Source organism: Actinomadura monticuli (genome assembly GCF_041463655.1).
GTDB lineage: Bacteria > Actinomycetota > Actinomycetes > Streptosporangiales > Streptosporangiaceae > Spirillospora > Spirillospora monticuli.
The window spans coordinates 134,868-159,176 of record NZ_JAXCEI010000009.1; the positions used below are offsets into that span (position 1 = coordinate 134,868).

The window sequence follows — 24,309 nt, forward strand, 5'->3', positions numbered from 1 at the left end:
ACTTCCGGCCTACCCTTCGGCCGTGGACATCGTCTTCGAACGCCGCGGCGACGGCCCGCCGCTCGTCCTCCTGCACGGCATCGGGCACCGCCGGCAGGGCTGGACCCCCGTCATGGACCGGCTCGCCGCGGAACGCGACGTCATCGCGGTCGACCTGCCCGGCTTCGGCGACTCCCCGCCGCTCGCACCCGGCACCCCCTACACGCTGGACACCGTCATCTCCGTCCTCGCCGAGTCCTTCGCCGAGCTCGGCCTGGACCGGCCGCACATGGCGGGCAACTCACTGGGCGGCCTGTTCGCCCTCGAAGCGGCCGAGCGGGGCCTCGCCAGCTCCGCGACCGGGCTGTCCCCGGCGGGCTTCTTCAACGCGGCCGAACTGCGCTACGCGGCGTCCGTGCTGCGGGCGTCCCGGCTCGGCGCCCGGGTGCCCGGGAGCGTCCTGACCCGGCTGGCCGGCTCCCCGCGCCGCCGCATGGCGATGTTCGGGATGATCTACGGACGCCCGGACCTGATGGACCTGGAGGCCCTCACCGGCGACGCGCTGGCCATGCGGAACGCCCCGGGGTTCGAGCCCACGCTCCGCGCCGGCCGCGGCGCCCGGTTCCTCGGCTCGTGCGCGGACGTCCCCGTCACGATCGCCTGGGGCACCAAGGACCGCCTGCTGCTGCGCAGCCAGGCGATCCGCGCCCAGCGGCGGCTCCCGCACGCCCGCTTCGTCTGGCTGGAGGGCTGCGGCCACGTCCCCATGGCGGACGACCCGGACCAAGTCGCCCAGGTCCTCCTGGAGGGCAGCGCCCACCCGCTGAAGGGCCGGACCGCCGCCTGACGGTCACCGGCCGGGGCCGCTCCCGGCCTTCCCCGCCACATGCCGCGCGGACGCCGTGCGCAGCTTTATTCTAGTACTAGGATAAGGCCATGGCCGCCGAGTTGACGCCCGCCGAACTGACCCTGCTCGGCCTGCTCGTGGAGAAGCCGAGGCACGGCTACGAGCTGGACGAGGTCATCGACGCCCGCGGCATGCGCGAGTGGACCGAGATCGGCTTCAGCTCGATCTACTACCTGCTGGCCCGGCTGCGCGACCGCGGCCTGATCGCCGAGATCACCGAGGGCAGCGGGATCGCCGACACCGGCGCGGCCGGCGCGCCGCGGCCGGCGCGGGGCAGGGCCCGCCGGGTCTACGGGCCCACCGCCGAGGGGCGCCGGGCGTGCGCGCAGTCGGCCGAGGCGGCGGTGGCCGAGCTCCGGCCGGTGTTCCCGCCCGTCCTGGTCGGCCTGGCCAACCAGCCGGTCATCGCGCCCGAGCGGCTCCGGGACGCGCTCGACCGCCGGGCCGCGGCCCTCGCCGACAAGATCGCCGAGATCGGCGCGGCCCGTGACGCCCAGGCCACGGCGCCGCGGTTCGCCCGCGCCGTCTTCGACTACTCGCTCGGCCAGCTGGCCGCCGAGCAGGAGTGGCTGGCCGCCTACCGGGCGGAGCTGGCCGAGCCCGGCGGCCCCTCTCCCCGCGACCACCACGAGGAAGGCGACGGCCGTGACCCCCTATGACGTCAAGCGGGACCTGAAGCAGTGCTACGCGCCGAAGAACAGGGACTGGGCACTGGTCGACGTCCCGCCGCAGCGGTTCATCGCCGTGGACGGCCGCGGCGACCCCAACACCAGCGCCGACTACGCCCGCGCCGTCGAGGCGCTCTACGCCGTCGCCTACACGCTCAAGTTCACCAGCGGGCGCGCCCTCGACCGGCACTTCGTCGTCGGACCGCTCGAAGGGCTGTGGTGGTCCGACCGGCCCGAGGTGTTCACCGCGCGCGCCAAGGACGCCTGGCACTGGCGCATGCTCATCAGCCGGCCCGACTGGATCACCGAGGACCACGTCGAGGAGGCCAAGCGGGCCGCGCTGGCGAAGAAGGGCCTCCCCGCGATCGCCGACGTCCGTCCCGCCGCCCTGCACGAGGGCACCAGCGCCCAGCTCCTGCACATCGGGCCCTATGACGACGAAGGCCCGGTGCTCGCCGAACTCCACGACGAGTACCTCGCCGCCAACGGGCTGCGGATGACGGGCCACCACCACGAGGTCTACCTCGGCGACCCCCGCCGGGCCGCACCCGCCAAGCTGAGGACCGTCCTGCGCCAACCCGTCCGGACGGCGGGCTGACCCGGCGGCGGGCTGACCCGGCGGCGGGCTGACCCGGCGGCGCCCGGCCCGGCGGTCAGGCGGCCAGGATCGTCCCGAGGACGACGAGCGCGAGGCTGAGGACGCCGATCGAGGCGCGCAGCGCGCCCGCCCCGCGCGCTCCGCGGCGCACGCGGGCCGCCAGCGGCGCGTCGTCGGGACGGGCGAGGGCGTCACGGCGGAGCCGGGTCATCCGGCGCGCCTGGACGACGCCGAAGGCCAGCGCGGCGACCAGGGCGGCGGCCAGCACGGCGGTCGCGGTGAGCGTGCCGTCCCAGGGGCGGCCGGCGACCAGGGCCGCGCCGGTGCCGAGGGCCAGCACGAGCGCGGCGGTCCCGACGATCAGGTACAGCCGGCCGAGGGCGCGGAAGAACGCGACCCGGTCGGCGGGGCCGAGGGTCCGGACGGTGACCCGGGCGACCACGCCGATCGCCACGTATCCGCCGACCCACACGGCCGCGGACAGGACGAGGACGCAGGCGAGGGCGACTTCGATTCCATGAGGCATGTGCACCCGCTCGGCTCCGGCGGCGGGGCGGACGGGGCCGTGCCGGGGTCCGCCATCCGCCGATCCATTTCCTCTCTTTTTTACAAGAGGCTTTGTGTAAATTCAAGGCGCGGTCGGTGTGACGTGCGCCGAGGATGCGGAGCAGAGCCGTCTAGGGCTTGCGGCCGACGCCGCAGAAGGCGTCCACCTCGGGTTCCCCGACCTCGGGGACCGGACGCCAGCGGGAGCACGAGACCACACCCGGCTCCTCGATGTCGAGGCCGTCGAAGTACGCGGCGATATCGGCGGGTGTGCGGAGCGTCACGGTCGGCCGGCCGCCGGACTCGTTCCACATCCGCGCGCTGTTCTCCGACCGCTCGCCGTGCACGACACTGGTCGGATGGTTGATCACGAGCCGGCTTCCGGACGGGACGGCCTCCATCAGGCGCCGGACGATCGCGTGCGACTCCCCCGCGCCTTCGATGTGGTGCAGGATGCCGACCAGCATGACGGCGACCGGCCGGGTGAAGTCGAGCAGCGCCCCCGCCTCGGCGAGGATCTTCTCCGGTTCGCGCAGGTCGGCGTCGATGTAGTGGCACTCCCCTTCGGGGCCGCCGGCCAGCAGGGCGCGGGCGTGCGCCAGCACCAGCGGGTCGTGGTCGACGTAGACGATCCTGCACTCGGGCGCGACGCGCTGCGCGACCTGGTGGGTGTTGTCCGCCGTGGGGAGCCCGGTGCCGATGTCGAGGAACTGGCGGATCCCCTCGCCGCCCGCCAGGTACCGGACGGCGCGTCCGAGGAACGCCCGGTCGGCGCGGGCCTGCTCCCGCATGTCGGGCTTCAGGCTGATGGAGTGCTCGGCGGCCCGCCGGTCGGCCTCGAAGTTGTCCTTGCCGCCGAGGAGGTAGTTCCAGACCCGGGCGGAGTGGGGGATGTGCGCCTGAAGCGCGTCCTCGTCCGGCGGGACGGTGCCGGAGCCCTCTCGCCACTCGCCCATCGGACGGCCCCTCTCGCTCGCCGGCAGTGAACGAGATTCTAGGACGGCGGGGCGGCCGGGCCCGGGAACATCGCGGGATTGACAGGTGTTTGAGCCCTCAACTAACCTTCGACATGTCGTTGAAGTTTCAAGCATCTACCCCAGTGGGAGTCACTATGAGCATCGCCGCCGTCGCCCCCGAGCTGACCGCCGGGACCTGGAACATCGACCCCGCCCACTCCGAGGTCACCTTCGTGATCCGGCACCTGATGACCAAGGTGCGCGGCACGTTCACCGACTTCACCGGGTCCGTGCGGATCGCCGAGGAGCTGGCGGAGTCGACCGCGACCGCCGAGATCAAGGTCGCCTCGATCGACACCCGCAACCCCGACCGGGACGCGCACGTGCGCACCTCCGACGTCCTGGACGTCGAGAAGTTCCCGACCATGACCTTCACGACCACGGGCGTCCGCGCCGAGGGCGGCGAGTACTTCCTGGACGGCGAGCTGACGATCAAGGACGTCACCCGTCCCGTCAGCCTCTCGGTCGAGTTCAACGGCATCGCCGAGGACCCGTGGGGCGGCACGCGCGCCGGCTTCTCCGCCGAGGTCTCGATCAACCGCAAGGACTGGGGCATCGAGTTCAACATCCCGCTGAAGGGCGAGAAGGCCCTGCTCAGCGACAAGGTCGACATCCAGCTGGAGGTCCAGGCCGTCCGCGCCTGAGCGCCTTCGCCGCAGCACCTCAGAACCGCAGCACGTCAGGAAGGGCCGTCCGGTCTCGGGCGGCCCTTCTCGCGCGCGGGCGGCGGGACGAGCGGCAGCCGGAGCGCGAACCGGGCCCCGGGGGCGTGGTCCTCGACCCGGAGCGTCCCGCCGTGCGCCCGCGCGATCTCGCGGGCGATCGCAAGGCCGAGGCCGGTGCCGCCGGCGCCGCGGCTGCGCGCGGTGTCGAGGCGGGTGAAGCGCTCGAAGACCCGCTCCCGGTCGGCGGGCGCGATGCCCGCGCCGTCGTCGGTGACGGCGAGCAGCGCGTGGCCGTCCTCCCTGGCCACCTGAACGGTGACCGCCGAGCCGGCGTAGCGCTCGGCGTTGTCCAGCAGGTTGCCGAGCAGCCGGACGAGCTGCATCCGCACCCCGCGGACCGTCACGCCCGCGGGCAGCTCCGTCACGACCCGCAGCGTGGACACGCGGCGGCGGACCTCGGCGGCGGCCAGCGCGGACAGGTCGATCGGCTCCTGCATCGCCGTCCCGCCGGTGCCGATGCGGGCGAGCAGCAGCAGGTCGGTGACGATCGACTCCAGCCGGTCGGTGTCGCGCAGCGCCGACCGCACCACCTCCCGCAGGTCGCTGTCCTCGGGGTGCATCGCGGCGTCCTCGAGGTTCGCGCGCAGCCCCGTGATCGGCGTGCGCAGCTCGTGCGAGGCGTCCGAGGCGAACTGCCGCTGCCGCCCCACCGCCTGCTCCAGCCGGTCGAGCGTCGCGTTCGCGGTGCGGGCGAGCTGCGCGATCTCGTCCTCGCCGGGCGGCTGCGGGACGCGCCGGCTCAGATCCGTCGCGCTGATCTCGGCGAGCTGCGCGCGGATCGCCTCCACCGGGCCGAGGGTGCGGCCGACGATCCGCCAGGTGATCCGCGCGACGCCCCCGGCGAGCAGCAGGACGCAGGCCGCGAGCGCCGCCTCCAGCAGCCCGTTCACCAGATAGGACGGCAGCCGCTCCGAGGCGTACACGACGACGGAGTCGCGGGACGTGCTGACCCTGACCGCCTCGATCACGTAGCACTCGCGGCCGGGCCACGCCCCATGGCACTCGGTGTAGTCGCGGACGCGCAGGTTGCTCGACGGCCAGAGTCTGCTCACCGGCGGCCTGCCCGCCGCGCCGGGCGTCGCGTTCGTCACACGCCCGCCGGGCTCGACGACCTGGAGGAGGATGCGGCCCCGGCTGTCGTCCGGGATCGCGCCCTCCAGCGACCCGTCCCGGACGCCGCCGCTCACCCGGCGGGCGTCCACCTGGGTCTGCCGGAGGAGATCGGCCTTGACCTCGCCGCGCACGGCGAAGTCGACGCCGGCCGCGGTGATCGCGAAGACGAACGCGGCGATCACGGCGGCGACGAGCGTGTCCCTGGCCCGGATGGACCGGGGGCGCATACGCATGCTCCCTCCCGGGCACACGTTATCGGTCGATTACCGACCGGGAGCCCGAAAAGCGATGCCGGGTTTTCACCTTCGCTTACCGGGACATCCCGTTTTATGACGGTTCCTCCGAAGCACAGGGACGGACACATGGGCAGGGACGTGGCTTCGGTCACCATCAGCGGCGAGGACCGGCGGCGGTATCGCGACAAGGTGCGCAGATGCCTCGACGTGCTGGCCCGCATGCTGGGCGAATCCCAGTTCGACTTCGAACGCCCGCACATCGGGCTGGAGATCGAACTCAACCTGATCGACGCGATCGGCGATCCGCTAATGCGCAATGCGGACGTCCTCAAAGCGATCGCCGACCCGGCCTGGGCGACCGAGCTCGGCCAGTTCAACCTGGAGATCAACATCCCGCCCCGCGAACTCGGCGGCGAGGGCACCGGCGAACTGGAGGCGGAGGTCCGCGAACACCTGCAGCACGCCGACGGACGCGCCCACGAGGTCGGCGGCGGCCTCGTCATGATCGGCATCCTGCCGACCCTGCGGCGCACCGACATCGGCGAGGAGACCATCTCGTCCAACGCCCGCTACAAGATGCTGAACGACCAGATCTTCGCCGCTCGCGGCGAGGAGATGCGCATCGACATCGACGGACGCGAACCGCTGCGCATGCACGCCGACACGATCATCCCCGAGGCCGCCTGCACGAGCGTCCAGTTCCACCTCCAGGTCAGCCCCGACCAGTTCGGCGCCTACTGGAACGCCGCCCAGGCCATCGCCGGCGCCCAGGTCGCGATGGGCGCCAACTCGCCCTTCCTGTTCGGGCACCGGCTCTGGCAGGAAACCCGGATCACCCTGTTCGAGCAGGCCACCGACACCCGCCCCGACGAACTGAAGACCCAGGGCGTCCGGCCGCGCGTCTGGTTCGGCGAACGCTGGATCACGTCCGTCTTCGACCTCTTCGAGGAGAACACCCGCTACTTCCCGTCCCTGCTGCCGCTCTGCGACGACGAGGAACCCCGCGAGGTCCTGGACGAGGGCGGCATCCCCGAACTCGGCGAACTCACCCTCCACAACGGGACCATCTACCGCTGGAACCGCCCCATCTACGCCGTCGTCAAAGGCCGCCCCCACCTCCGCATCGAGAACCGCGTCCTGCCCGCCGGGCCGACCGTCGCCGACGTCGTCGCCAACGGCGCCTTCTACTACGGCGTCGTCCGCATGCTCGCCGAGGCCGACCGCCCCATCTGGACCCGCATGTCCTTCGCCACCGCGGAGGAGAACCTCCACCGCGCCGCCCGCGACGGCCTCGACGCCACCCTCTACTGGCCCGGCATGGGCGAAGTCCCCGCCGCCGAACTCATCCTCCGCAAACTCCTCCCCCTCGCCCACGAGGGCCTCGACCGCTGGGGCGTCGACCCCGCCCGCCGCGACCGCCTCCTCGGCATCATCGAACGCCGCTGCGTCACCGGCCAGACCGGCGCCGCCTGGCAGATCGCCGCCGTCGACGCCATCGAACAGTCCTACGGCACGTCCCGCCACGACGCCCTCCGCATGATGACCCGCACCTACGCCGAGAACACCCGCGAGAACATTCCCGTCCACCTATGGCCCCTTTAACCCCGGGGGGGCGACCCCCTGGAACCGCCGTCGCGACGCAGGCGATCCTCATCTTCACGAGTCCTGCACATTTCGTGCTCGGGGTGTGCATACCGGGCTCTTAGAGTCTGGGGCGTGACTGAGACTCGGGTTCTGGTCGTCGAGGACGAGCCGACGATCGCGCGGGCCGTGGCGGATCGGCTGGCGGCCGAAGGGTTCGGGGTCGAGATGGCCGGGGACGGGCCCTCGGCCGTCGAGCGGGCGCGTGCCTACGAGCCGCACCTCATCGTGCTGGACGTCATGCTGCCCGGGTTCGACGGGCTGGAGGTGTGCCGGCGCGTCCAGGCGGAGCGTCCCGTGCCGGTGCTGATGCTGACCGCGCGGGACGACGAGACCGATCTGCTCGTGGGCCTCGGCGTCGGCGCCGACGACTACGTGACCAAGCCGTTCAGCATGCGGGAGCTGGTCGCCCGCATCAGGGCCGTGCTGCGAAGGGTCGAGCGACCCGCCATGGACGGCGGAGCGGCCGGGGCCGTGCGGGTCGGGGAGCTGGAGGTCGACCAGCGGGCCCGGCGGGTCCGCCGGGACGGCCGCGAGGTGCACCTCACGCCGACCGAGTTCGACCTCCTCGCCTGCCTGCTGCGCAACCGGGGGACGGTGCTGACCCGCGCCGTCCTGCTGGAGCAGGTGTGGGACTGGGCCGACGCGTCCGGGACCCGGGTCGTGGACAGCCACGTGAAGGCGCTGCGCCGGAAACTCGGGCAGGGCCTGATCCGGACGGTGCACGGCGTCGGCTACAGCCTGGAGGTCGCGTCATGACCGCCCTGGTCCACAGGCTGTGGGCGCGGCTGCCCCGGCCGCTCGACCCGCTCCGGTCGATCAAGGTGAAGTTCGGCGTGGTGGTCGTCGTGACCGCGTGCGTCGCCGTCCTGATCGTCCTGTGGGGGTACCCGATGGGGTTCCGGGCGCGGCAGACGATGCCGGTCGGCGTGCTCATCTCGCTGGTCGTCATCCAGCTCCTCGCGCACGGGATGACCGCGCCGCTGCGGGAGATGACGGCGGCGGCGCGGGCCATGGCGCGCGGCGACTACAGCCGCCGGGTGCGGGCCACGTCGCGCGACGAGGTCGGCGAGCTGGCGCAGGCGTTCAACCGGATGGCCGCCGACCTCGCCGAGGTGGAGCGGCAGCGCCGCGAGTTCGTCGCCAACGTGTCGCACGAGCTGCGCACGCCGATCAGCGCGCTGCGGGCCGTCCTGGAGAACGTCGCGGACGGGGTGACGCCCGCGACGCCGGACGTCCTCGAATCGGCCCTCGACCAGACCGAGCGGCTCGGGCGGCTCGTCACCCAGCTCCTCGACCTGTCCCGGGTGGAGGCCGGCGCGGCGGTCCTCGACCTGGCCGACATCGACGTCGCGGAGTTCGTCGACCACGTCACGGCCGAGGCGCGCGCCGGGCACCCGGGAGCACTGTTCAAGACCGACGTCGCGGCCGGGCTGCACGCCGTCGCCGACCGCGACCGGCTCCACCAGATCGTCGCGAACCTGCTCGACAACGCCGCCCGGCACAGCCCGGACGGACGTCCCGTCACCGTCACCGCGCGTCCCGCGAACCCGCCCGGCGGACTGGTCATCGAAGTAGCCGATGAGGGACCGGGCATCCCGCCCGAAGAGCGCGCCCGCGTCTTCGAGCGCTTCTCCCGCGGTTCCGTGTCCGGGTCCGGGACGCCCGGCGGCGGAACCGGGCTCGGCCTCGCCATCGCGAGCTGGGCCACCGACCTGCACGGCGGCGACATCACCGTCCTGGACACCCCGAGCGGCTGCCGCATCCGCGTCATGATCCCCCCGAACATCGGAGAAACGGCATGACCACCACCCCACCTGAGCCCCCGCCGTCCACCCCCGCCCCGTCCACGCCGGCCCCCGCGGCCGCGGGTGGGTTCGCGGCGCCCGGGGGTGCGCCGCCGGTGCCGAGCGGGACGGGATGGCCGCCGCCGCATCCGGGGGCCTACGGGACGCGGCCGGGGTATCCGGCGCCGCAGTTCGCCTATCAGCCGACCAAGTTGGAGAAGGCGCTGAAGGCGTGGCGGCGGCCCGCGCGGCCGATGGCGCCCTCGCTCGTGGCGGGGACGGTGATCGCCGGGGTGATCGGCGCGGTCACGCTCGGGCCCCAGCTCAGGGAGGGGCTGCTCGGAGTCGGCGTCGTCATCGCCGCCGCGGCCGTCGCCTACGTGGCGGCGGCGTCGGCCTGGTCGGCGGGACGGGTCGTGCGGCCCGCCACCGCGAAGCGGAAGGCGCGGCTCAACCGGACCGGGCTGCTGTTCGGGCTGCTCGCCCTGGGGCTGAGCGCGACCGCGGCCGTGCTGGAGGCGCCGTGGGTCGTCGTGCCCGCGCTGCTGCTCGCCGTGGCCATCGGCTCGTACACGGCGTCCGGCGGGCGGTCGTGGCCGGAGGTCCTGTTCGGCGGGGTCGCGGTGCTGCCCGCGGCCGGCGCCATGCTGCCGTGGGCGGGACGAGGCGTGTACGGGACGGTCAGGTCCGAGAAGGGCAACGCGTGGCCCGTCATCCGGACGGCCCTCATCGCGGGCGGGCTGCTCGCCGTGTTCGGGGCGCTGTTCGTCGGGGCGGACGCGGCGTTCGGCAGCCTCGCCTCCGGGCTCGTCCCCGAGGTCTCGGCGGTCTCGGTCTTCCTGTACGCGTTCACGGGGGGCGCGACGCTGGTGCTGGCGTGCGCCGGCGCGTACCTCGGGCAGGCGCCACCGCCCCTGCACATGCTGAGCCCGGAGCGCGCCAAGCCCGCCGGGCGCTGGTCATGGGCGGTGCCGATCGCGGCGCTCGACCTGCTCTTCCTGGTCTTCTGCGCGATCCAGGCGGGCGTGTTCCTGGCCGACGACAAGGACGAGCTGCTGCGCTCCACCGGCCTCACCTACGCCGAGTACGCGCGGCAGGGGTTCTTCCAGCTCGTCGTCGTGACCGTGCTGGTGCTGGTGGTCGTCGCCGTCGCCAAGCGGTACGCGCCGTCCGCGGGCAAGGGGGACAGGCTCACCGTCCGCGCCCTGCTGGGGCTGCTGTGCGCGCTGACGCTCGTCGTCGTCGCCGTCGCGCTGCGGCGCCTCTACCTGTACGAGGAGACCTTCGGCTGGACGAGGCTCCGCCTGTGGGTGCACGCGTTCGAGCTGTGGCTCGGCTTCGTGGTGGTGCTGGTCGCCGTCGCCGGCGTCGCGAAGGGGCGCGTCCCGTGGCTGCCGCGCGCGGTCGCCGCGAGCGGCGCCGTCGCGATGATCCTCCTCGCGGTGCTCAACCCGGACCGGTTCATCGCCGAGCACAACGTCGCCCGCTTCGCCGACACCGGAAAGATCGACGTCCCGTACCTGCGGGGGCTGTCCGCCGACGCCGTGCCCGCCCTGGACGAGCTGCCCGAGCCGAGGCGGTCCTGCGCGCTGCAGCGGATCGCCTCCGAGCTCGAGGAGAACGAGCCGGCGATGAGCGCCAACCTGGCGCGGGCGAAGGCCCGGGAGATCCTGGAGCGGCGGCCCGCCGACCGGTCGATCGAGTGCTTCAGCCTGCCTCGTCCATGAGGAGCAGGGCGTAGGCGGCGAGGGTCGAGTCGTCGGTGATGCGGCCCTCCCGGATGAGCGCCTTGAACTCGTCGCGGGAGAACCACTCCTGCCGCATGTCCTGCTCCTCGGGCTCCCGGTCGGTCTCCCCGGCCACCAGGTCGGACGCGGCGAAGACGTTGAAGCCCTGCCCGCTCGTCCCGTGCGAGCAGTTCAGGCGGCCGAGGTGCCGCAGCGTCCCGGCGCGCAGGCCCGTCTCCTGGGCGAGTTCGAGGCGGGCGAGCTCCTCCGGGTCGGCGTCCTGCCGGCCCGGAAGGGAGCCCTGCGGGAAGCTCCAGGTGCGCTTGCGGATCGGGTAGCGGTACTCCTCGACGAGGTGGAAACCGCCGTCCTCAAGCGGGATGACCAGCACGAAGTCGGGCTTCTCGACGACGCCGTAGATGCCGCGCGAACCGTCCAGCCGCTCGACCTCGTCCTCCCGGACGACCATCCAGGGGTTCTCGTAGACGATCCGCGTGCCGACCTGGCGGACGGCCGGTTCCTCGGTCATGTCACGCTCCCGACCCGTAGCGGTAGACGAGTTCGTGCCGGTCGCCGACCACCACCCGGTTGGTGACCTCGACGACGCGGCCATCCTGGTCGTAGGCGCGGCGCCACAGCGTGAGGACGGGCTGCTCCGGCCCGATCCGCAGCGTCTCCTGCTCGTCCGCGCGCGGGAGCCGGCAGGTCACCGACTCCTCGAACATGATCCGGTGGCCGGCCTCCTCCAGCCGCGAGTAGATGCCCCCCGGACCGGTGTCGACCTCCCGCAGGACCGGGATCTCCGCGACGATCTCCGGGATCACCCAGGTCGTCGCCGTCTGGACGGGCGGCTCCCCCTCCACGCCCTGGACGCGCGCACGCTCCAGCACCCGCGTCCCGGCGGGGACGTCCAGGCGGGGCGCGAGCCGCTCGCCGGCCTCGACCTCGGTCACGGTCGTCCGCGTGAACGGGCGGCGGCCGTCCTCGCGCGCCGACACGTGGAAGCCGCGCCAGCCGCCGACCTGCCGGGTGATGTCGGCCGCCGCGCGCCGCACCATCGGCGCCGTCCGGACCTGCGCGCCCGCGCCGTGCCGCAGGTCGACGAGGCCGGCCTCGGCCAGCATCCGCAGCGCCCGCCGGACGGTCGAGCGGTCGGCGCCGTACTCGCTCGCGAGCCGCCGCTCGGACGGCAGCCAGGCGCCCGGGTCCAGCTCACCCTCGACGATGCGGGCGGCCAGCGCGTTGGTGATCGCCTGTGCCTTCGTGGGGGGTCGCGGCATACCAGATCCTGCTCCGGGTCAGTTCATTTGACCTCACACGGTACAGATCCCACCCGGCCCGGCGTCCTTTCGGGTTCCGCCGAACGCGTTGTGGGCGATGCTCGGCAGTCCTACGGTAGACCTACCATAGGCCGACCGAGGGAGCCCCGCACGATGTCGGTGATCATGTGCATGCCCGGGTGGCACAGCGAGCGCTCGGACAAGGGCCTGCGGGCCACCCGGATCACCCAGCTCTCGGACTACCAGCTCCTCAACGGCTGCCTCGGGGAGATCGTCGCGGCGGACGAGGGCGAGCTGTGGCTGCTCTGCGACGCGCAGACCAGGCTCGCCGAACGCGTCGCCACCGCCGAACGGCTCCGCTCGTCCCGCCGCGACCAGGCCCGCCGGGTCAGCCGCGGCGGAAGCTGACGACCTCGCCTGAGTCGCCGACCGCCTCCCGGGACGGCGGGATGATCCGCTCGCCCGCGTTGTCGGCCAGCAGCGCGCGGGCGCGCAGCACGATCTCCAGGTCGAAGCGCAGGTCCGGGTCGAGCAGCTGGTCGCCGAACAGCTCCTCCAGCTGGCGCAGCCGGTACCGGACGGTCTGCGGGTGGACGTGCAGCCGCATCGCGACCTCGTTGGCGTTGCGGCCCGACTGGAGCCACGCGAGCAGCGTCTCGGCGAGCCGGTCCTGCTGGCTCGGCCGCAGGTGCGCGAGTGGGGCGAGGCGCAGGTCCGCGAGCGAGGTGATGAGCCCCTCGTCCTGGAACAGGATCAGCGTGGACATGTGCTCCACGCTCCGGATCACGCCGCTCTCGGCCTCGATCACGCCGCGCTGGACGAGCGACAGCGTCTTGCGCGCCCACTGGATGGAGCGCGCCGCCTCCATCAGCGGCACCGTCGGGCCGACGACGGCGAGCGTGCCGGCCAGGGCGCGGTCGACGAGCTTCGCGCGGCCGGGGCCGTCCGGGTCGGGGATGATCAGGCTGGGGGTGCGCCGGGTCAGGTCGGCGAGGACGTCCGGGGGGAACGCGGGCTGCCGGCTGTCCTGGTGGCGGCCGAGCGCGACGGCGGCGACGGTCCGGGGGACGGGCCAATGCGCGGCGGCGGCGAGGTCGGCGATGGCCTCCTGCGCGGCGGGCGGGTCGGCGAACAGCAGGTCCAGCAGGCGCTTGCGGCGGCGCTGCATCTCGCCCGCGACGGCCGCCTTGGCCTGGGAGAACCCTTCGGCGGCGGCGTGCGCGAGCTCGTCCTGGAACTGCATCAGGACCTCGCCGACGGCGCCGAGCGTGCGCGGCGACACCTGGAGCGCCTCGGCGCCCTCGGTCATCCGGCGCCACGCGACCATGCCGCCGACCCGCATCGCGGTCTGCATGGCGTCGAGGCTGCGGCCCTCGCCGGCCTCGCCGCGGCCGATGGCGCGGAAGAAGTCGGTGACGGGGGCGGGGTCGTGCGCGGGGTCGGCCACCCGGTCCACGAAGTAGTGGAGCACGCGCTCGACGGCGAGCCGCAGGGTCCCCGAATAGGAGCCGTCCCCGGGCCGGTCGTACTCCCTGACGCGCGTCTGGATCTCCTGGATCATGTCGTCCGCCACCTCGTCGAGGTGGGGTCGCATGTGATCTGCCAGTTCCCTGGGCAGATCAGCCCATGGGCGCCCGTTGGTGGTCGAACCGTCGTTCGCCACGGAACCTCCCCTGCTCGTCCCCCAGCGTTGCGCGCCGTACACAGGGGGTAATTACTTACTTATGGGACCAGTGTGGGGCAAATCATGACCCGTCGCGTGCCCGGGCGCAAAGTCTAGGTCGACTTTCGACCAGCTTCGGCCGACCGAATGTCAAAGAATCGGCACAACCGGGAACTCCGAAACCCCACCGGGGTGTCAGGAGCCTCACGGAGCGTCCGGAATTGCTCACCGGGCGCGCCCGTGCCGGGAAAGCCGGTCCGCGCAGGCATAGCCGGGACGGGCCGGAAGCGTCTGAAGGGGGACAGCAATTCGGAGGTGACGATGGATGCCGCGGAAGAGCGACATTTCCGGGAGTTCGTGGAGACGAGATCGGTCGCGCTGATGCGCCTCGCGTACCTGCTCGCGGGAGGCGACCAGCATGCGGCCGAGGACCTCCTGCAGGCCGCGCTCACCAAGACGGCCGCTCGCTGGAAGAGCGTCGACAACCCCGAGCCGTACGTGCGGCGCACGATGTACCGCCAGCAGATCAGCACCTCGCGGGTGACGCGGCGGCGGCGCGAGACGCAGGCCGCCGTCCTGCCCGACGGGGCCGGCCCCGACGCCACGTCCGCGGTCGACCTGAAGCTGACCGTCCGGAACGCCCTGGCGCGCCGGAGCCGGCCGAGCGAGCATGGCGAGAAGGTCACGGTCCTGCCGATCCAGCAGGCCCTGGCGTGGGCCGACGACGGCCGGCTGTTCGCCCTCGGCTGCAACGTCGCGAAGTGCAGGGGCAAGGGCGAGTTCCGCAACCGGCTCCTGCTGGTCACGCTGACGGGCAAGATCACCCCGCTCACGGGGTACCAGCGCTCCGACAAGGCCGGCGCCTGGACCCCGGTCTTCACCCACCGCTGACCCCGCGCATCGGGCCGCCACCCCGACCTCGGGGTGGCGGCCCTGACGTTGCCTGGACGCGGGCGGCCGGATGCCGCCCAACGCTCGCTACCTCTGGGGGCCGCGGTGCTGGCCGAGGTGCCCGAGGTGACCGTGGTGCTGGCCGTGGTGACCGTGATGCCCGTGGTGACCGTGATGGCCGTGATGACCGTGATGGCCGTGATGGCCGTGATGGCCGTGATGGCCGTGATGGCCGTGATGGCCGTGGTGGTGGTGGATGCGAACGCACTTGCGGAGGTGGTGGTTCCAGTACCAGCCCCTCCAGCAGCGGTGACCCGCCGCCGTCTGCTCCGCCGTCTGGACCGCGGCCGTCCGAACCGCGGTCGTTTCCGCCGCGCTCGCGGACGTCGCGGGAGCGAACGCGGCCAGCCCGGCGGCCATGACCAGGCTCGCGGCGGTCACCGCCGCCGAACGCAGCGGATTCGAGATCTTCATTGTCTCCTCCATGAGGCAGGGGACCCGACGAGGTCCGTGTTCCTCCGACCACCTACCCCCTGCGTGTTCAAGCGCTTACCGTGAGTGAGTAGATCAATCCGCCCCGTGGATCAGAGGCGGTCCAGGACCAGGTACGCGCCCAGGGCGATCATGGCGACGCCCGCCAGGCGGCCGACCAGCCTCGTCGTGCCGGGAGCACCGTCCAGGACGGTCCGGGCGAGGATGCCCAGGCCGAGGTACCAGACCGCGCAGGTGCCCATGAAGGTAAGGCCGAGAACGCCGATCTGACCGGCGATGGGCCAACTGCCGCCGGGATCGGTGAATTGGGGCAGGAGCGCCAGGAAGATGAGCAGGCCCTTGGGATTGAAGCCGCTCACGCCTATTCCGCGCAGAAAGGTCGCCCAGTCGGTGCGGGTCTCGGGTTCGGCGGCGGGCGGGGCGGGATGCGCGAAAGTCGACGCACCTTGCCAGATCAGATAAGCGCCGCCGACCAGGGACAGGACGGTGAGAGCCGACGGAGAGCCGGCGACCATGGCACCGACGCCCGCCGCGACGACGACGGTGATCGCGCCATAACCGACGACCAGGCCGCTCACGGCTGACACGACGGAGCGTCCGCGAAGGCCGGCGCCGATGGTGAACACCCAGTCCGGGCCCGGAATGACGATGAGCAGGAGCGCGACCGTCCAGAAGGCGAGCACGGAGCCTGCCGGCATGGTTTCCCCTTCCAGTGGCGACCACCCGCAGAAAGGGTATTCTCAAACAAAGGGAATGTGTTCCCAAGTTTGTCGCCCAATGCGGGGCCTATTGGAAGGATCTTCTTCGTGGACGCCGTCGACCGGAAGATCCTTGCCGAGCTCCAGGTGGACGGGCGCCTGACGATCACCGATCTGGCGGCGCGCGTGGGGTTGAGCGTCTCGCCCTGCCACCGGCGGCTGCGGGAGCTGGAGAGGAGCGGCGCCATCCGGGGCTACCGCGCGGTGGTGGACGCCGGCGCGCTCGGCCTGACGTTCCAGGCGCTCGTGTTCGTCACCATGCGGCAGGAGGACCGGGACACGCTGCTCGGCTTCGAGGACGCGGTCGCGCGGGTGCCCGAGGTCGTGCAGGCGCAGCGGCTGTTCGGCGACCCCGATTACCTGCTGCGCGTCGTCACCGCCGACCTGACCGCCTACCAGGAGCTGGAGGACGCCGTCCTGTCGGCCCTGCCCGGCGTGCAGCGCCTGAACTCCACGCTCGTGATGAAGCACGTCGTGGACGAACGGCCACTGCCCACCCGGGCCGCCCCGCGAGCACGCTGAACCTGGCACGAATTCACGGGGCACATCTCACCCTCGCAAAAAATTCGCGCCCGGACGACCGGCTCTTCAACGATCTTCAAATGCGGCCGGGAACGCAATTCAGACGCACTCGCCGTTTCACCCTGCGTCATCCTCGCTGATCAGCGGACATGGGCGGATAGCGCGGTCGCATATTGGCGGGACGAGGTTTACGCGGACTCCGCATATGACCATCTCCGGTCATCGAGCCATTGAGCGCGCCCGATTGACTCGCACCCCGATAGAACCCGGCTAAGCTGCGTGCTCATCATTCTCGTCCGTTCCCGGCGCTCGTCATACAGGTGCCCTGCATGCCAGCCGCCGGCCCGCGGCACATCCCCCGCCATCGCACGGCACGTCGCGCCCACCGGGACACGGAGAGCCCGAACAGAGGAGAAGGGTCATGCGTACAAGTCGGCTGGCTGCGGTGGGAATCGCTGCGGGATCACTGATGCTCGGAATGGCGGCGCCCGCCCTCGCGGACACGCCTCCGGTGGGTGGTCAGTTCTGCGCGAAGGACGACATCGGCAAGACCGCGAAGGACGCGGACGGCAAGCTGCTGAAGTGCGTTCTGAAGGACGGAGACGAGCAGCCCAGGTGGGTCCCGGTCGACCCCGGCGGCGACCCCGGGGGCGAGGACCCCGGCGGGGAGGACCCGGGCAACGAGAACCCGCCGCCGACGTTCACGTTCGGCTACGACAAGGTGAAGCTGTCCAGCCTGCGTGTCGCGCCCGGCTACAAGACGACGTTCACGGTGACGTGCCCGGCGTCGGTGACGATCACCGGCAACGGCTACACGCGGAACCCGCTGCCGGTGACGAAGGCCGGGGAGAACACCTGGACCGCCACCGGGACGTTCCGCGGCAAGCTGCCGAACCCGACGACCGCCACGGTCGTCTGCGAGGGCTACGGGTCGGTCAAGTACAGCACCCAGCCCGAGAAGCCCGGCACCAAGCCCGGCACGCCGGGCCAGATGACGCCGAAGCCGCCGAAGATCCCGAACGGTCGCATCGACACCGGTGACGGCAGCACCTACATGCGGAACGAGGGGTCGAACGCCGGGCTGCTGGCCGCCGGCTGGGGCGCGCTGACGGCCGCCGGCCTCGGGGCCATCGCGCTGCGTCGCCGGACGGTTCGGGAGCGGTCGTAACGTTGCCGGAACTTCCTGCGTCGGCCGCCGGTCGCCGCGTCGCAGGCGCGGCGACCGGTGCGCTGCTCATCGGACTGCTGTTCACCGGCTGCGGCGGTGACGACGGCGGGGACACCGCGTCCAGCGGCACTCCCACGCCGTCGACGACGGAGATGACGGGCGCGACCGCGACCGCGTCGAGCGTCCACCCGCTGTCCCAGTCGCCGCCGACGAAGATCGCCATCCCGAAGATCGGCGTGTCGGCCCCGGTGGGCTCGATCGGGCTGCTGCCCGACGGGCGCGTCGAGGAGCCGCCGCTGAGCAACCCGAACCTGGCCGGCTGGTACGACGAGGGCGTCACACCGGGCGAGGTCGGCCCGGCGGTCATCCTCGGCCACGTCGACGCCAACGGCAAGCCGGCGGTGTTCTACCGGCTGAAGGACCTGAAGCCCGGCGACAAGATCGCAGTGGCCCGCAAGGACGGCACCACCGCGACCTTCGCCGTGCAGACGGCGCAGCACGTCGACAAGGACGCCTTCCCGCACAAGAAGGTGTTCGGCGAGGCTCTGGACCACGCGTCCCTGCGCCTGGTGACCTGCGGCGGCGCCTTCGACACGAAGATCGGCCACTACAAGGACAACCTGATCGTCTACGCCAAGCTGATCAGCTCCTGACCCCGCACCAGGGAAACGCCCGCCGGTGGACGCACCGCCGGGCGTTCCTCACGTCCACCCGACCTCCCACTGCCGGTGTGACAACCGCCCGCTGCCCCGCGCCCGGGCCGACGCAGACGCGACTCGCCGAACGCACAGCCCGCTAGATGATCACCAGTTGGGCGCGGCCACGGGCGCCGCCGCGCAACAGGCGTCGACCACCTCGATGTTCACCTGGCATGCCGGGACCTCCGCCATGGCCCGGCAGCAGGTGGGGGCGGCTCGCAGACGCTTCGGCGGAGGAGGTCAGCGACGGCAGGCGTTCGGTGACCGAACACCTAACACCCAGGGACGAGTGCGTGGGTGAGCCCACCACTCGGTTCGGGCAGGGGCTCGTCGGCGGTCGGGGCAGTCGGCTGCAACGGGGTGCGGCCGTCCAGCCTGCGCCCAGCTCGGGTAAAGGTCTTTCATTGGCAGGGCCTTGTCCCCGCCAGTGCACTTGACAGGGTGATCTGCACTTCTCATTCTTAGCTTCGGCTGACGATTTTCCATGGCGATCATCGGGGCGGGGTATGTCTTTCTGGAATCGGCAGATAGTCACGCGGAGTGCGACCGGGCTTCTGTTGCTCGCGGGATTGCCGGTCGCATTCGGCGCGGAACCCGCCATGGGCGCCGCCGACTCGAGTGTCACGGTCTGCGCGGTGCCGAAGAGCGCGCCGCATAACGAGAAGACCGTGCAGGTGCCGAAGCGGGCTGTCGGCGAGTTGCTCGCCCGTTCCCTCTCCTATCCCGGGCCGTGTGCCCAGTACGGGCAGAGCGCGCCCCTCGGGAACGGGAAGCTCACCGCGTTCTCGCAGACGAAGGGGAAGACCCCGCTGGTCATCGGGCTCCTCGCCAAGGACAGCACCTACGACGGTCTTCCGTACGAGCCGCCCACCAGCGGGATCTGGTGCTACGACAAGAACGGCGACGGTACCGTCGACCAGCACCGTGAATGCACGGGCGGGCATGAGAGATCCCTCCAGTTGAGCCCGAAGTTCAAGAAGAGGGTCGACTCGCCGTTCACCTACATCCTGGCCAACTGGAACCCGATGGGGCACATGCCTGCCCACGTATGGGACACACCGCATTTCGACGTCCATTTCTACGTGAATCCCAACGCGGAGCGCCTGGCGATCCGCCCCGGACCGTGCCCGCAGCTCACCAACTGCGATGACTACCGCAAGGGCAAGATTCTCCCGGCCGCGAAGTACCTGCACCCCGACTACAAGGACACCGACGCCGTCGAGCCCGGAATGGGCAACCACCTCGTCGACACAACCGCTCCCGAATTTCATGGGGGAAGATTCACGTCCTCGTTCATCTACGGCGTCTGGAACGGCAAGGTCACCTTCTACGAGCCGATGGTGAACCTCACGCAGTACAACGGACTGCGCAACGGCACCATCGATGACCGCTGCGTTCCGATCAAGCTGCCGCAGGCGTATGAGCGCTCGGGCTGGTACCCCACGCGGTACTGCATGCGGCACCGCTACAACCGCGCCGAGACAGTGACCTCGATCGAGGGCTTCATTTACCGGACGGCGACCTGACCGCTCAGGCCGGCCACCTCCAAGACGCTCTTGAGCAGCCGGACGAGCCCCCGCCCGGGCCCTCGAACCACCTCCGCTGGAGCCCACTACGTTGACCTGCGGCGAGTTGTTGTTATGAGCCTTCGCATAACAACAACTCGCCGCAGGTCAACGGGGTTGCAAGGTCGACTACGGCTTGTGACTCCGTGATGGACAGGCGTGAGCGAGCCCCCACCCCGAAACAGGTAGGGGCTCGTCGGGCGGTGGTCAGGGCAGGTCGTGGGCGCCGGCCGTGATGCGGCGGGCGAACGTGCGCCATTCGCTGGACGTGAACGCGAGCTTCGGCCCGTCCGGGTCCTTGGAGTCGCGGACCGCGACCACCTGCGAGACGCCTGCGACCTCGACGCAGTTGCCGCCCTCGTGACCACTACGGCTCGCCTTGCGCCACTTCGCGGCGGACAGATCTGGTGCAGGAATCATCCGTACTCCTCCATGATCCTATTGATCAGGGTCCGCGATTCTTCGACGCGCAATGCGTCACCTCGCAGCTTGTTGTACCTTACCGCGAAGCTTGCGACGGTTCTCGGTTCGGTGATGAGCATCCCCTGGCCCGCGATCTCCCCGTAGACGACGTCAGGGGCGTCCAGAATGCTCAGGAGGTTGAAGCTGCCCGTGAGGCCCGGGTAGTACTTCGCGCTCAGCGGGACGATGTCGATCGAGATGTTCGGGCGTTCGCCCAAGGTCAGAAGGTGCGCGAGTTGTTCGCACATGATCTCGGGGTCGGCGATTTCGCGACGGAGTGCCGCTTCGTCGAGCGTGAACCACGCGTCCAGGGCGCCCTTCCGGGTCAGGACCTCCTGCCGCTTGAGGCGTTCGGCGACGAGTTGCTCGGCGGTGTCCGGGTCTTGGCCGTGGCCGACGACCGTGCGGATGTAGTTCTCGCTCTGGAGCAGGCCGTGGATCAGCGTCAGCTCGAAAGCCCGCAGCTGGTCGGCCTCGGCCTCGCGCTCCTGGTAGGCCGTGAAGCCGGGCGGGAGGATGGCCTGGTGGCGGGTGTCGATGATGCGCTTCCACAGCCGCTTGAACAGGCCGTTCGTCGTGAAGTACGTGTCGAGGTTCTCGGCGAACTCCTTGGACGGGATGCTCTTCGCGGATTCGATCTGACTGATCCACTGCGGCGTGTAGCCGAGGGTCTCGGCGAGGGCGGTCTGGGTGAGGCCCGCTTGCAGTCGCCATTCTGTCAATTCTGTGGCGAATGTCTGAATTGCAGGGGCTTCGTATGGTTCGCTTCGCGTTCCCATGGGGGGCTCCTTGTGAAACCCGGCTCCGGGTTTTGTTGATCTTCCGGGGGGTTGCGCGTTCTTCTTGACACTTGCTGGTCAGGAGTCATGCGCGCTGTGATTCTTATAACACATTCACGGGCGGCGAATACGACTACGGGACCTTCCATGGAAGACATAATTGCGTTCGATAACCCCGCACTCGATCGGCTGCGAAAGGACTTCCCCGGCCACCACATCTGGCGGTCGCGGAGATGGGACGGACGGCTCGGCGAATACGTCGCCACGCTCATCGACCCCAAGGCCGGAGTGGACGCGACCGTCATGCGTCCCAACCCGGTCGAACTGCGGGCCGAACTGCTGCGGGAGGCCGTTCGCGCCCGGAACCTCCGGTGAGCTCGGCACCGGAGCGGGCCGTCCACCCCCGGACGGCCCCTGGGAGGGAGGCGGCGCGGCTGGCAGGGCTTCTCCCCGGCCCGCCGGTCGCGCCGTCGCCGCTGGACGTCTGGCGGGCGCGCCGTCAGCTATACCGGCTCGCTCGGCGCTTGCGGCGGCGCGGGTGGACGGCGCAGATCCGATATGACAACTCGCCAATACTGCTGCGGGTGTTCGACCCGCGCGTCCCCTGTATCGGAGACAGCATCACCGCCGTCGGGGACGAGGCGGGCTGGTGGTTCACTTCGAGTACGGGTGACCGGTTGGCCGCGTGCTCCGATCTGGACGGGGCGTGTGCCGGGATCGCCGCGTCGCTCGTCCCGTGGGTCGTCCGGGCGCTCGGCGGACGGATGCCCTGACCGCCGTGATCAGGGGCGTTGACCTGCGGCGTGTTGTTGTTATGAGCGCACGGAAAGCAACAACACGCCGCAGGTCAACGGGCGGGCGCGGGGTGGGTGTTCGTTGGGGACGTGGGGGTGTTTCCGGCAGTGGCCATGAGGAGCAGGGCGGCGCCGGTCAGGACTACGCCGAACCAGGCGATGTTCTCGACGCCCACGTGGTCGGCGAAGAGGCCGCCGAAGAGGGCGCCCAGGGCGATGGACGTGTTGTACGCCATCGTGTTGAGCGACATCGCGGCCTCGAAGGTCTCCGGCGCCGCGTCCAGGGTCATGTTGACCTGGGAAAGCTGCACGGCGCCGAAGGCGACGCCCCAGAGGATCAGTGCGATGACCGCGCCGGTCTTGCCTCCGCCGAGCGCGAGGAGCAGGAGGAGGGACGCCACCAGGCCCACGGAGCCGACGATGAAGGTGCCCCGGAGGCTCCTGTTCACCGTGTAGCCGGCGATGAAGTTGCCGACCGCGCCGCCGGCGCCGAAGAGCATCAGTGCGACGGTGATGAAGACGGCCGAGGCGGACGCGGTGTCCTCCAGGAACGGGCGCACGAACGTGTAGGCGCCGAAGTGGCCGAGGACGAACAGCACGACGGCGATGAGGACGAGCCGCAGCCGCGCGTTGCGGCGGGGCAGCCCGAAGACCTCCCGCACCGACACGGCGTTCGCGGACGGCAGCGACGGCAGGACGGCGGCCACGGCCACCAGCACGACCAGGCTGAGGCCCGACCAGATGAGGAACGTCGTCCGCCACGAGGTGAGGTCTTCCAGGATCGTCCCGAGCGGGACGCCGACGACCGTGGCGATCGAGATGCCGGACATCACGGTGGCCGCCGCCCGGCTCGCGTGGCGTTCCGGGACGAGGCGCATCGCCATGCTCACGCCGATCGCCCAGAACACGCCGCTCGCGAAGCCCATGACGAGCCGCGTCGCCAGCACCGCCGGGTAGTTGGGCGCGATGGCCGTGATCAGGTTGCCCAGGGCGAGCACCACCAGCAGGGCGGACAGCAGCACGCGCCGGTTGACGCGCCGTGTCCACGCCACGATGAACGTGACGGCGAGGCCGGCGGAGACGCCGTAGAGGGTCACCATCAGGCCGGCGACGCCGACGGAGATGTCCAGGCTGTCGCTCAGCGGGGTGAGCAGGCCGACGGGCATCAGTTCCGTGGTGAGGAAGACGAAGAGGCTCGCCGTGATGGCGGCGACGCCCAGCCAGGCCCGCGCCGGGCTCTGCCCGGTGACGGCGCTCATCGCTCCGCGTCCTCGGGGTACCAGCGCAGCTCGATGACGTTGCCGTCCGGGTCCTCGACGTAGACCGACCGGGCCATGCCGCGGGCGCCGAAGCGGTCGACCGGGCCCTTCTGGACGGTGAACTCGCCGGAGTCGATCACCTGCCGCCAGTCCAGGGGTTCGACGGCGAGGCAGAAGTGGTGGACGTTGTTCCCGTCGCGGGGCGCCTCCAGCAGGTCGATGATCGTCGACTCGTTGATCCGGACGGACGGGAAGCCCACCCGGCCCGCCCGCCATTCCTCGACGCGCTCCGGCCGGAGCCCGAGCGGTCCCGTGTAGAAGTCCAGTGCCCGCTCGACGTCCCGCACGTTGAGCACCAGGTGGTCGATGGCCGTGACGCGCATCATGCCCTAACCTTTCAACATTGAAATCTTCAACGCTGAAGACACTAGGCGAGTGATAGCTTGACGTCAAATACTTCAACGTTGAGGAGTTCAGGTGACGCGTGACGCCGTCGACCTCGTCCTGGAGCAGTGGGCCCGCGCCCGCCCGGACCTGGACGCGTCCCCGATGGGCGTGCTCGGCCGCCTGTCCCGGGTGACGCGGCTCGCCGAACGCGAGCTCAAGGCGCTGTTCGCCGAGTTCGGGCTGGAGCGCGGCGAGTTCGACGTCCTCGCCACGCTGCGACGCGCGGGGGCGCCCGGCGGCATGACCGCGGGCGCGCTGGCGCGCTCGTCGATGGTGACCTCGGGAGCCGTCACCAACCGGCTCGACCGGCTCGTCGCCAAGGGCCTGGTCACCCGCGACGTCGACCCCGCGAACCGGCGCACGGTCGTCGTCGCGCTCACCCCCGAGGGCCGCGAGCTGATCGACCGGGCCGTCGCCGCCCACCTGGAGAACGAGCGGCGCATCCTCGCCTCGCTCGCCCCCCGCGAGCAGGAGGCCCTCGCCGGGCTCCTGCGCACCCTGCTGCTCGGCCTCGGCGACGGAGCGGACGCCGCCGCGATGGCGAACGAAGAATGAGAGAAGGACGGACCCGGCGAACCGGGCCCGTCC

29 protein-coding genes are annotated in these 24,309 nt (G+C 71.3%); 18 read left to right on the top strand and 11 right to left on the bottom strand.

The genetic code is table 11. The features are described 5' to 3' along the window. The first annotated feature begins 22 nt into the window (after positions 1-22). The 3 genes from SM611_RS21425 (at position 23) to SM611_RS21435 (ending at position 2,152) form a co-directional block, all read left to right on the top strand. Positions 23-826, top strand: coding sequence for an alpha/beta fold hydrolase (locus tag SM611_RS21425; RefSeq protein ID WP_371951643.1), 804 nt, complete (start codon positions 23-25; stop codon positions 824-826). An 89-nt stretch (positions 827-915) separates the two neighbouring features. Beyond that, positions 916-1,545, top strand: a complete 630-nt coding sequence (locus SM611_RS21430) for a PadR family transcriptional regulator (protein WP_371951644.1) — start codon at positions 916-918, stop codon at positions 1,543-1,545. Next, the gene (locus SM611_RS21435) at positions 1,532-2,152 is read left to right on the top strand and encodes a GyrI-like domain-containing protein (protein ID WP_371951645.1); all 621 of its coding nucleotides are present in this window, start codon (positions 1,532-1,534) and stop codon (positions 2,150-2,152) included. The genes SM611_RS21430 and SM611_RS21435 overlap by 14 nt, the downstream gene beginning before the upstream one ends. Before the next feature lie 55 nt (positions 2,153-2,207). Here the strand turns inward: SM611_RS21435 and SM611_RS21440 are convergent, their stop codons facing one another. Next, positions 2,208-2,678 (bottom strand): hypothetical protein, encoded by a 471-nt coding sequence (locus tag SM611_RS21440; protein ID WP_371951646.1) that lies wholly within the window; start codon positions 2,676-2,678, stop codon positions 2,208-2,210. Between the two features lie 151 nt (positions 2,679-2,829). Continuing rightward, positions 2,830-3,654, bottom strand: a complete 825-nt coding sequence (locus tag SM611_RS21445; protein WP_371951647.1) for an SAM-dependent methyltransferase — start codon at positions 3,652-3,654, stop codon at positions 2,830-2,832. Positions 3,655-3,809: 155 nt separating this feature from the next. Here SM611_RS21445 and SM611_RS21450 point away from each other — a divergent pair, with 155 nt between their 5' ends. After that, positions 3,810-4,358, top strand: coding sequence for a YceI family protein (locus tag SM611_RS21450; protein WP_371951648.1), 549 nt, complete (start codon positions 3,810-3,812; stop codon positions 4,356-4,358). 35 nt (positions 4,359-4,393) lie between these two features. On the opposite strand, the gene SM611_RS21455 is transcribed toward SM611_RS21450, so the two are convergent. Next, positions 4,394-5,785, bottom strand: a complete 1,392-nt coding sequence (locus SM611_RS21455; protein WP_443112138.1) for a sensor histidine kinase — start codon at positions 5,783-5,785, stop codon at positions 4,394-4,396. A 129-nt stretch (positions 5,786-5,914) separates the two neighbouring features. Between SM611_RS21455 and SM611_RS21460 the strand changes: the two genes are divergently transcribed. The 4 genes from SM611_RS21460 (at position 5,915) to SM611_RS21475 (ending at position 10,943) form a co-directional block, all read left to right on the top strand. Continuing rightward, on the top strand, positions 5,915-7,390 hold the full coding sequence (locus tag SM611_RS21460; RefSeq protein ID WP_371951650.1) for a glutamate-cysteine ligase family protein: 1,476 nt from the start codon (positions 5,915-5,917) through the stop codon (positions 7,388-7,390). A 114-nt stretch (positions 7,391-7,504) separates the two neighbouring features. Continuing rightward, entirely contained in the window at positions 7,505-8,188 is a 684-nt protein-coding gene (locus tag SM611_RS21465; protein WP_371951651.1) for a response regulator transcription factor, read from the top strand. Next, positions 8,185-9,234 (top strand): HAMP domain-containing sensor histidine kinase, encoded by a 1,050-nt coding sequence (locus SM611_RS21470; protein ID WP_371951652.1) that lies wholly within the window; start codon positions 8,185-8,187, stop codon positions 9,232-9,234. Before SM611_RS21465 ends, SM611_RS21470 begins: the two co-directional genes overlap by 4 nt. Beyond that, complete coding sequence (locus tag SM611_RS21475; protein ID WP_371951653.1) at positions 9,231-10,943, top strand: DUF4153 domain-containing protein; 1,713 nt, start codon at positions 9,231-9,233, stop codon at positions 10,941-10,943. The genes SM611_RS21470 and SM611_RS21475 overlap by 4 nt, the downstream gene beginning before the upstream one ends. Here the strand turns inward: SM611_RS21475 and SM611_RS21480 are convergent. Then, positions 10,924-11,472, bottom strand: coding sequence for an NUDIX domain-containing protein (locus SM611_RS21480; protein WP_371951654.1), 549 nt, complete (start codon positions 11,470-11,472; stop codon positions 10,924-10,926). The genes SM611_RS21475 and SM611_RS21480 overlap by 20 nt on opposite strands. A 1-nt stretch (position 11,473) precedes the next feature. Next, positions 11,474-12,223 (bottom strand): GntR family transcriptional regulator, encoded by a 750-nt coding sequence (locus SM611_RS21485; protein WP_371951655.1) that lies wholly within the window; start codon positions 12,221-12,223, stop codon positions 11,474-11,476. A gap of 153 nt (positions 12,224-12,376) precedes the next feature. Between SM611_RS21485 and SM611_RS21490 the strand changes: the two genes are divergently transcribed. Continuing rightward, positions 12,377-12,631: a hypothetical protein gene (locus SM611_RS21490; RefSeq protein ID WP_371951656.1), complete on the top strand. Its 255-nt coding sequence runs from the start codon at positions 12,377-12,379 to the stop codon at positions 12,629-12,631. Here the strand turns inward: SM611_RS21490 and SM611_RS21495 are convergent. After that, positions 12,612-13,886 carry a PucR family transcriptional regulator gene (locus SM611_RS21495; RefSeq protein WP_504230282.1) on the bottom strand — a complete coding sequence of 425 codons (1,275 nt, stop codon included), beginning with the start codon at positions 13,884-13,886 and terminating at the stop codon, positions 12,612-12,614. The genes SM611_RS21490 and SM611_RS21495 overlap by 20 nt on opposite strands. Positions 13,887-14,207: 321 nt before the next feature. Between SM611_RS21495 and SM611_RS21500 the strand changes: the two genes are divergently transcribed. After that, entirely contained in the window at positions 14,208-14,777 is a 570-nt protein-coding gene (locus tag SM611_RS21500) for a SigE family RNA polymerase sigma factor (protein ID WP_371951658.1), read from the top strand. A gap of 105 nt (positions 14,778-14,882) precedes the next feature. Further along, positions 14,883-15,335, top strand: coding sequence for a hypothetical protein (locus SM611_RS21505; protein ID WP_371951659.1), 453 nt, complete (start codon positions 14,883-14,885; stop codon positions 15,333-15,335). Positions 15,336-15,361: 26 nt separating this feature from the next. Here the strand turns inward: SM611_RS21505 and SM611_RS21510 are convergent, their stop codons facing one another. Next, positions 15,362-15,952 carry a LysE family translocator gene (locus tag SM611_RS21510; protein WP_371951660.1) on the bottom strand — a complete coding sequence of 197 codons (591 nt, stop codon included), beginning with the start codon at positions 15,950-15,952 and terminating at the stop codon, positions 15,362-15,364. Between the two features lie 123 nt (positions 15,953-16,075). On the opposite strand from SM611_RS21510, the gene SM611_RS21515 reads away from it, so the two are divergent. From SM611_RS21515 to SM611_RS21530, 4 genes are all read left to right on the top strand, one after another. Then, positions 16,076-16,549: an Lrp/AsnC family transcriptional regulator gene (locus SM611_RS21515; RefSeq protein WP_371951661.1), complete on the top strand. Its 474-nt coding sequence runs from the start codon at positions 16,076-16,078 to the stop codon at positions 16,547-16,549. Between the two features lie 469 nt (positions 16,550-17,018). Further along, positions 17,019-17,717 carry a hypothetical protein gene (locus SM611_RS21520; protein ID WP_371951662.1) on the top strand — a complete coding sequence of 233 codons (699 nt, stop codon included), beginning with the start codon at positions 17,019-17,021 and terminating at the stop codon, positions 17,715-17,717. Between the two features lie 2 nt (positions 17,718-17,719). Further along, positions 17,720-18,370: a class F sortase gene (locus SM611_RS21525; RefSeq protein ID WP_371951663.1), complete on the top strand. Its 651-nt coding sequence runs from the start codon at positions 17,720-17,722 to the stop codon at positions 18,368-18,370. A 644-nt stretch (positions 18,371-19,014) separates the two neighbouring features. Then, complete coding sequence (locus SM611_RS21530; RefSeq protein WP_371951664.1) at positions 19,015-19,941, top strand: hypothetical protein; 927 nt, start codon at positions 19,015-19,017, stop codon at positions 19,939-19,941. A gap of 246 nt (positions 19,942-20,187) precedes the next feature. On the opposite strand, the gene SM611_RS21535 is transcribed toward SM611_RS21530, so the two are convergent. Together SM611_RS21535 and SM611_RS21540 are read right to left on the bottom strand one after the other, a co-directional pair. Beyond that, on the bottom strand, positions 20,188-20,400 hold the full coding sequence (locus SM611_RS21535) for a DUF397 domain-containing protein (protein ID WP_371951665.1): 213 nt from the start codon (positions 20,398-20,400) through the stop codon (positions 20,188-20,190). Beyond that, positions 20,397-21,221 carry a helix-turn-helix domain-containing protein gene (locus tag SM611_RS21540; protein WP_371951666.1) on the bottom strand — a complete coding sequence of 275 codons (825 nt, stop codon included), beginning with the start codon at positions 21,219-21,221 and terminating at the stop codon, positions 20,397-20,399. The genes SM611_RS21535 and SM611_RS21540 overlap by 4 nt, the downstream gene beginning before the upstream one ends. A gap of 147 nt (positions 21,222-21,368) precedes the next feature. On the opposite strand from SM611_RS21540, the gene SM611_RS21545 reads away from it, so the two are divergent. Beyond that, the gene (locus tag SM611_RS21545) at positions 21,369-21,596 is read left to right on the top strand and encodes a hypothetical protein (RefSeq protein ID WP_371951667.1); all 228 of its coding nucleotides are present in this window, start codon (positions 21,369-21,371) and stop codon (positions 21,594-21,596) included. Continuing rightward, positions 21,593-21,994 carry a hypothetical protein gene (locus SM611_RS21550; RefSeq protein WP_371951668.1) on the top strand — a complete coding sequence of 134 codons (402 nt, stop codon included), beginning with the start codon at positions 21,593-21,595 and terminating at the stop codon, positions 21,992-21,994. The genes SM611_RS21545 and SM611_RS21550 overlap by 4 nt, the downstream gene beginning before the upstream one ends. A 74-nt stretch (positions 21,995-22,068) precedes the next feature. Here SM611_RS21550 and SM611_RS21555 read toward each other — a convergent pair whose 3' ends face one another. Continuing rightward, entirely contained in the window at positions 22,069-23,274 is a 1,206-nt protein-coding gene (locus SM611_RS21555) for an MFS transporter (protein ID WP_371951669.1), read from the bottom strand. After that, positions 23,271-23,660, bottom strand: coding sequence for a VOC family protein (locus SM611_RS21560; RefSeq protein ID WP_371951670.1), 390 nt, complete (start codon positions 23,658-23,660; stop codon positions 23,271-23,273). The genes SM611_RS21555 and SM611_RS21560 overlap by 4 nt, the downstream gene beginning before the upstream one ends. A 91-nt stretch (positions 23,661-23,751) precedes the next feature. Here SM611_RS21560 and SM611_RS21565 point away from each other — a divergent pair, with 91 nt between their 5' ends. Further along, the gene (locus tag SM611_RS21565; RefSeq protein WP_371951671.1) at positions 23,752-24,276 is read left to right on the top strand and encodes a MarR family winged helix-turn-helix transcriptional regulator; all 525 of its coding nucleotides are present in this window, start codon (positions 23,752-23,754) and stop codon (positions 24,274-24,276) included. Positions 24,277-24,309 lie beyond the last annotated feature (33 nt).

Coding starts and splice junctions, on each gene's coding strand:
- SM611_RS21430 (WP_371951644.1), top strand. CDS start 916: ATGGCCGCCGAGTTGACGCCCGCCGAACTGACCCTGCTCGGCCTGCTC.
- SM611_RS21450 (WP_371951648.1), top strand. CDS start 3,810: ATGAGCATCGCCGCCGTCGCCCCCGAGCTGACCGCCGGGACCTGGAAC.
- SM611_RS21440 (WP_371951646.1), bottom strand. CDS start 2,678: ATGCCTCATGGAATCGAAGTCGCCCTCGCCTGCGTCCTCGTCCTGTCC.
- SM611_RS21445 (WP_371951647.1), bottom strand. CDS start 3,654: ATGGGCGAGTGGCGAGAGGGCTCCGGCACCGTCCCGCCGGACGAGGAC.
- SM611_RS21460 (WP_371951650.1), top strand. CDS start 5,915: ATGGGCAGGGACGTGGCTTCGGTCACCATCAGCGGCGAGGACCGGCGG.
- SM611_RS21500 (WP_371951658.1), top strand. CDS start 14,208: ATGGATGCCGCGGAAGAGCGACATTTCCGGGAGTTCGTGGAGACGAGA.
- SM611_RS21475 (WP_371951653.1), top strand. CDS start 9,231: ATGACCACCACCCCACCTGAGCCCCCGCCGTCCACCCCCGCCCCGTCC.
- SM611_RS21520 (WP_371951662.1), top strand. CDS start 17,019: ATGCTCGGAATGGCGGCGCCCGCCCTCGCGGACACGCCTCCGGTGGGT.
- SM611_RS21480 (WP_371951654.1), bottom strand. CDS start 11,472: ATGACCGAGGAACCGGCCGTCCGCCAGGTCGGCACGCGGATCGTCTAC.
- SM611_RS21490 (WP_371951656.1), top strand. CDS start 12,377: ATGTCGGTGATCATGTGCATGCCCGGGTGGCACAGCGAGCGCTCGGAC.
- SM611_RS21455 (WP_443112138.1), bottom strand. CDS start 5,785: ATGCGTATGCGCCCCCGGTCCATCCGGGCCAGGGACACGCTCGTCGCC.
- SM611_RS21560 (WP_371951670.1), bottom strand. CDS start 23,660: ATGATGCGCGTCACGGCCATCGACCACCTGGTGCTCAACGTGCGGGAC.
- SM611_RS21530 (WP_371951664.1), top strand. CDS start 19,015: ATGGGCGCCGCCGACTCGAGTGTCACGGTCTGCGCGGTGCCGAAGAGC.
- SM611_RS21535 (WP_371951665.1), bottom strand. CDS start 20,400: ATGATTCCTGCACCAGATCTGTCCGCCGCGAAGTGGCGCAAGGCGAGC.
- SM611_RS21555 (WP_371951669.1), bottom strand. CDS start 23,274: ATGAGCGCCGTCACCGGGCAGAGCCCGGCGCGGGCCTGGCTGGGCGTC.
- SM611_RS21485 (WP_371951655.1), bottom strand. CDS start 12,223: ATGCCGCGACCCCCCACGAAGGCACAGGCGATCACCAACGCGCTGGCC.
- SM611_RS21545 (WP_371951667.1), top strand. CDS start 21,369: ATGGAAGACATAATTGCGTTCGATAACCCCGCACTCGATCGGCTGCGA.
- SM611_RS21470 (WP_371951652.1), top strand. CDS start 8,185: ATGACCGCCCTGGTCCACAGGCTGTGGGCGCGGCTGCCCCGGCCGCTC.
- SM611_RS21540 (WP_371951666.1), bottom strand. CDS start 21,221: ATGGGAACGCGAAGCGAACCATACGAAGCCCCTGCAATTCAGACATTC.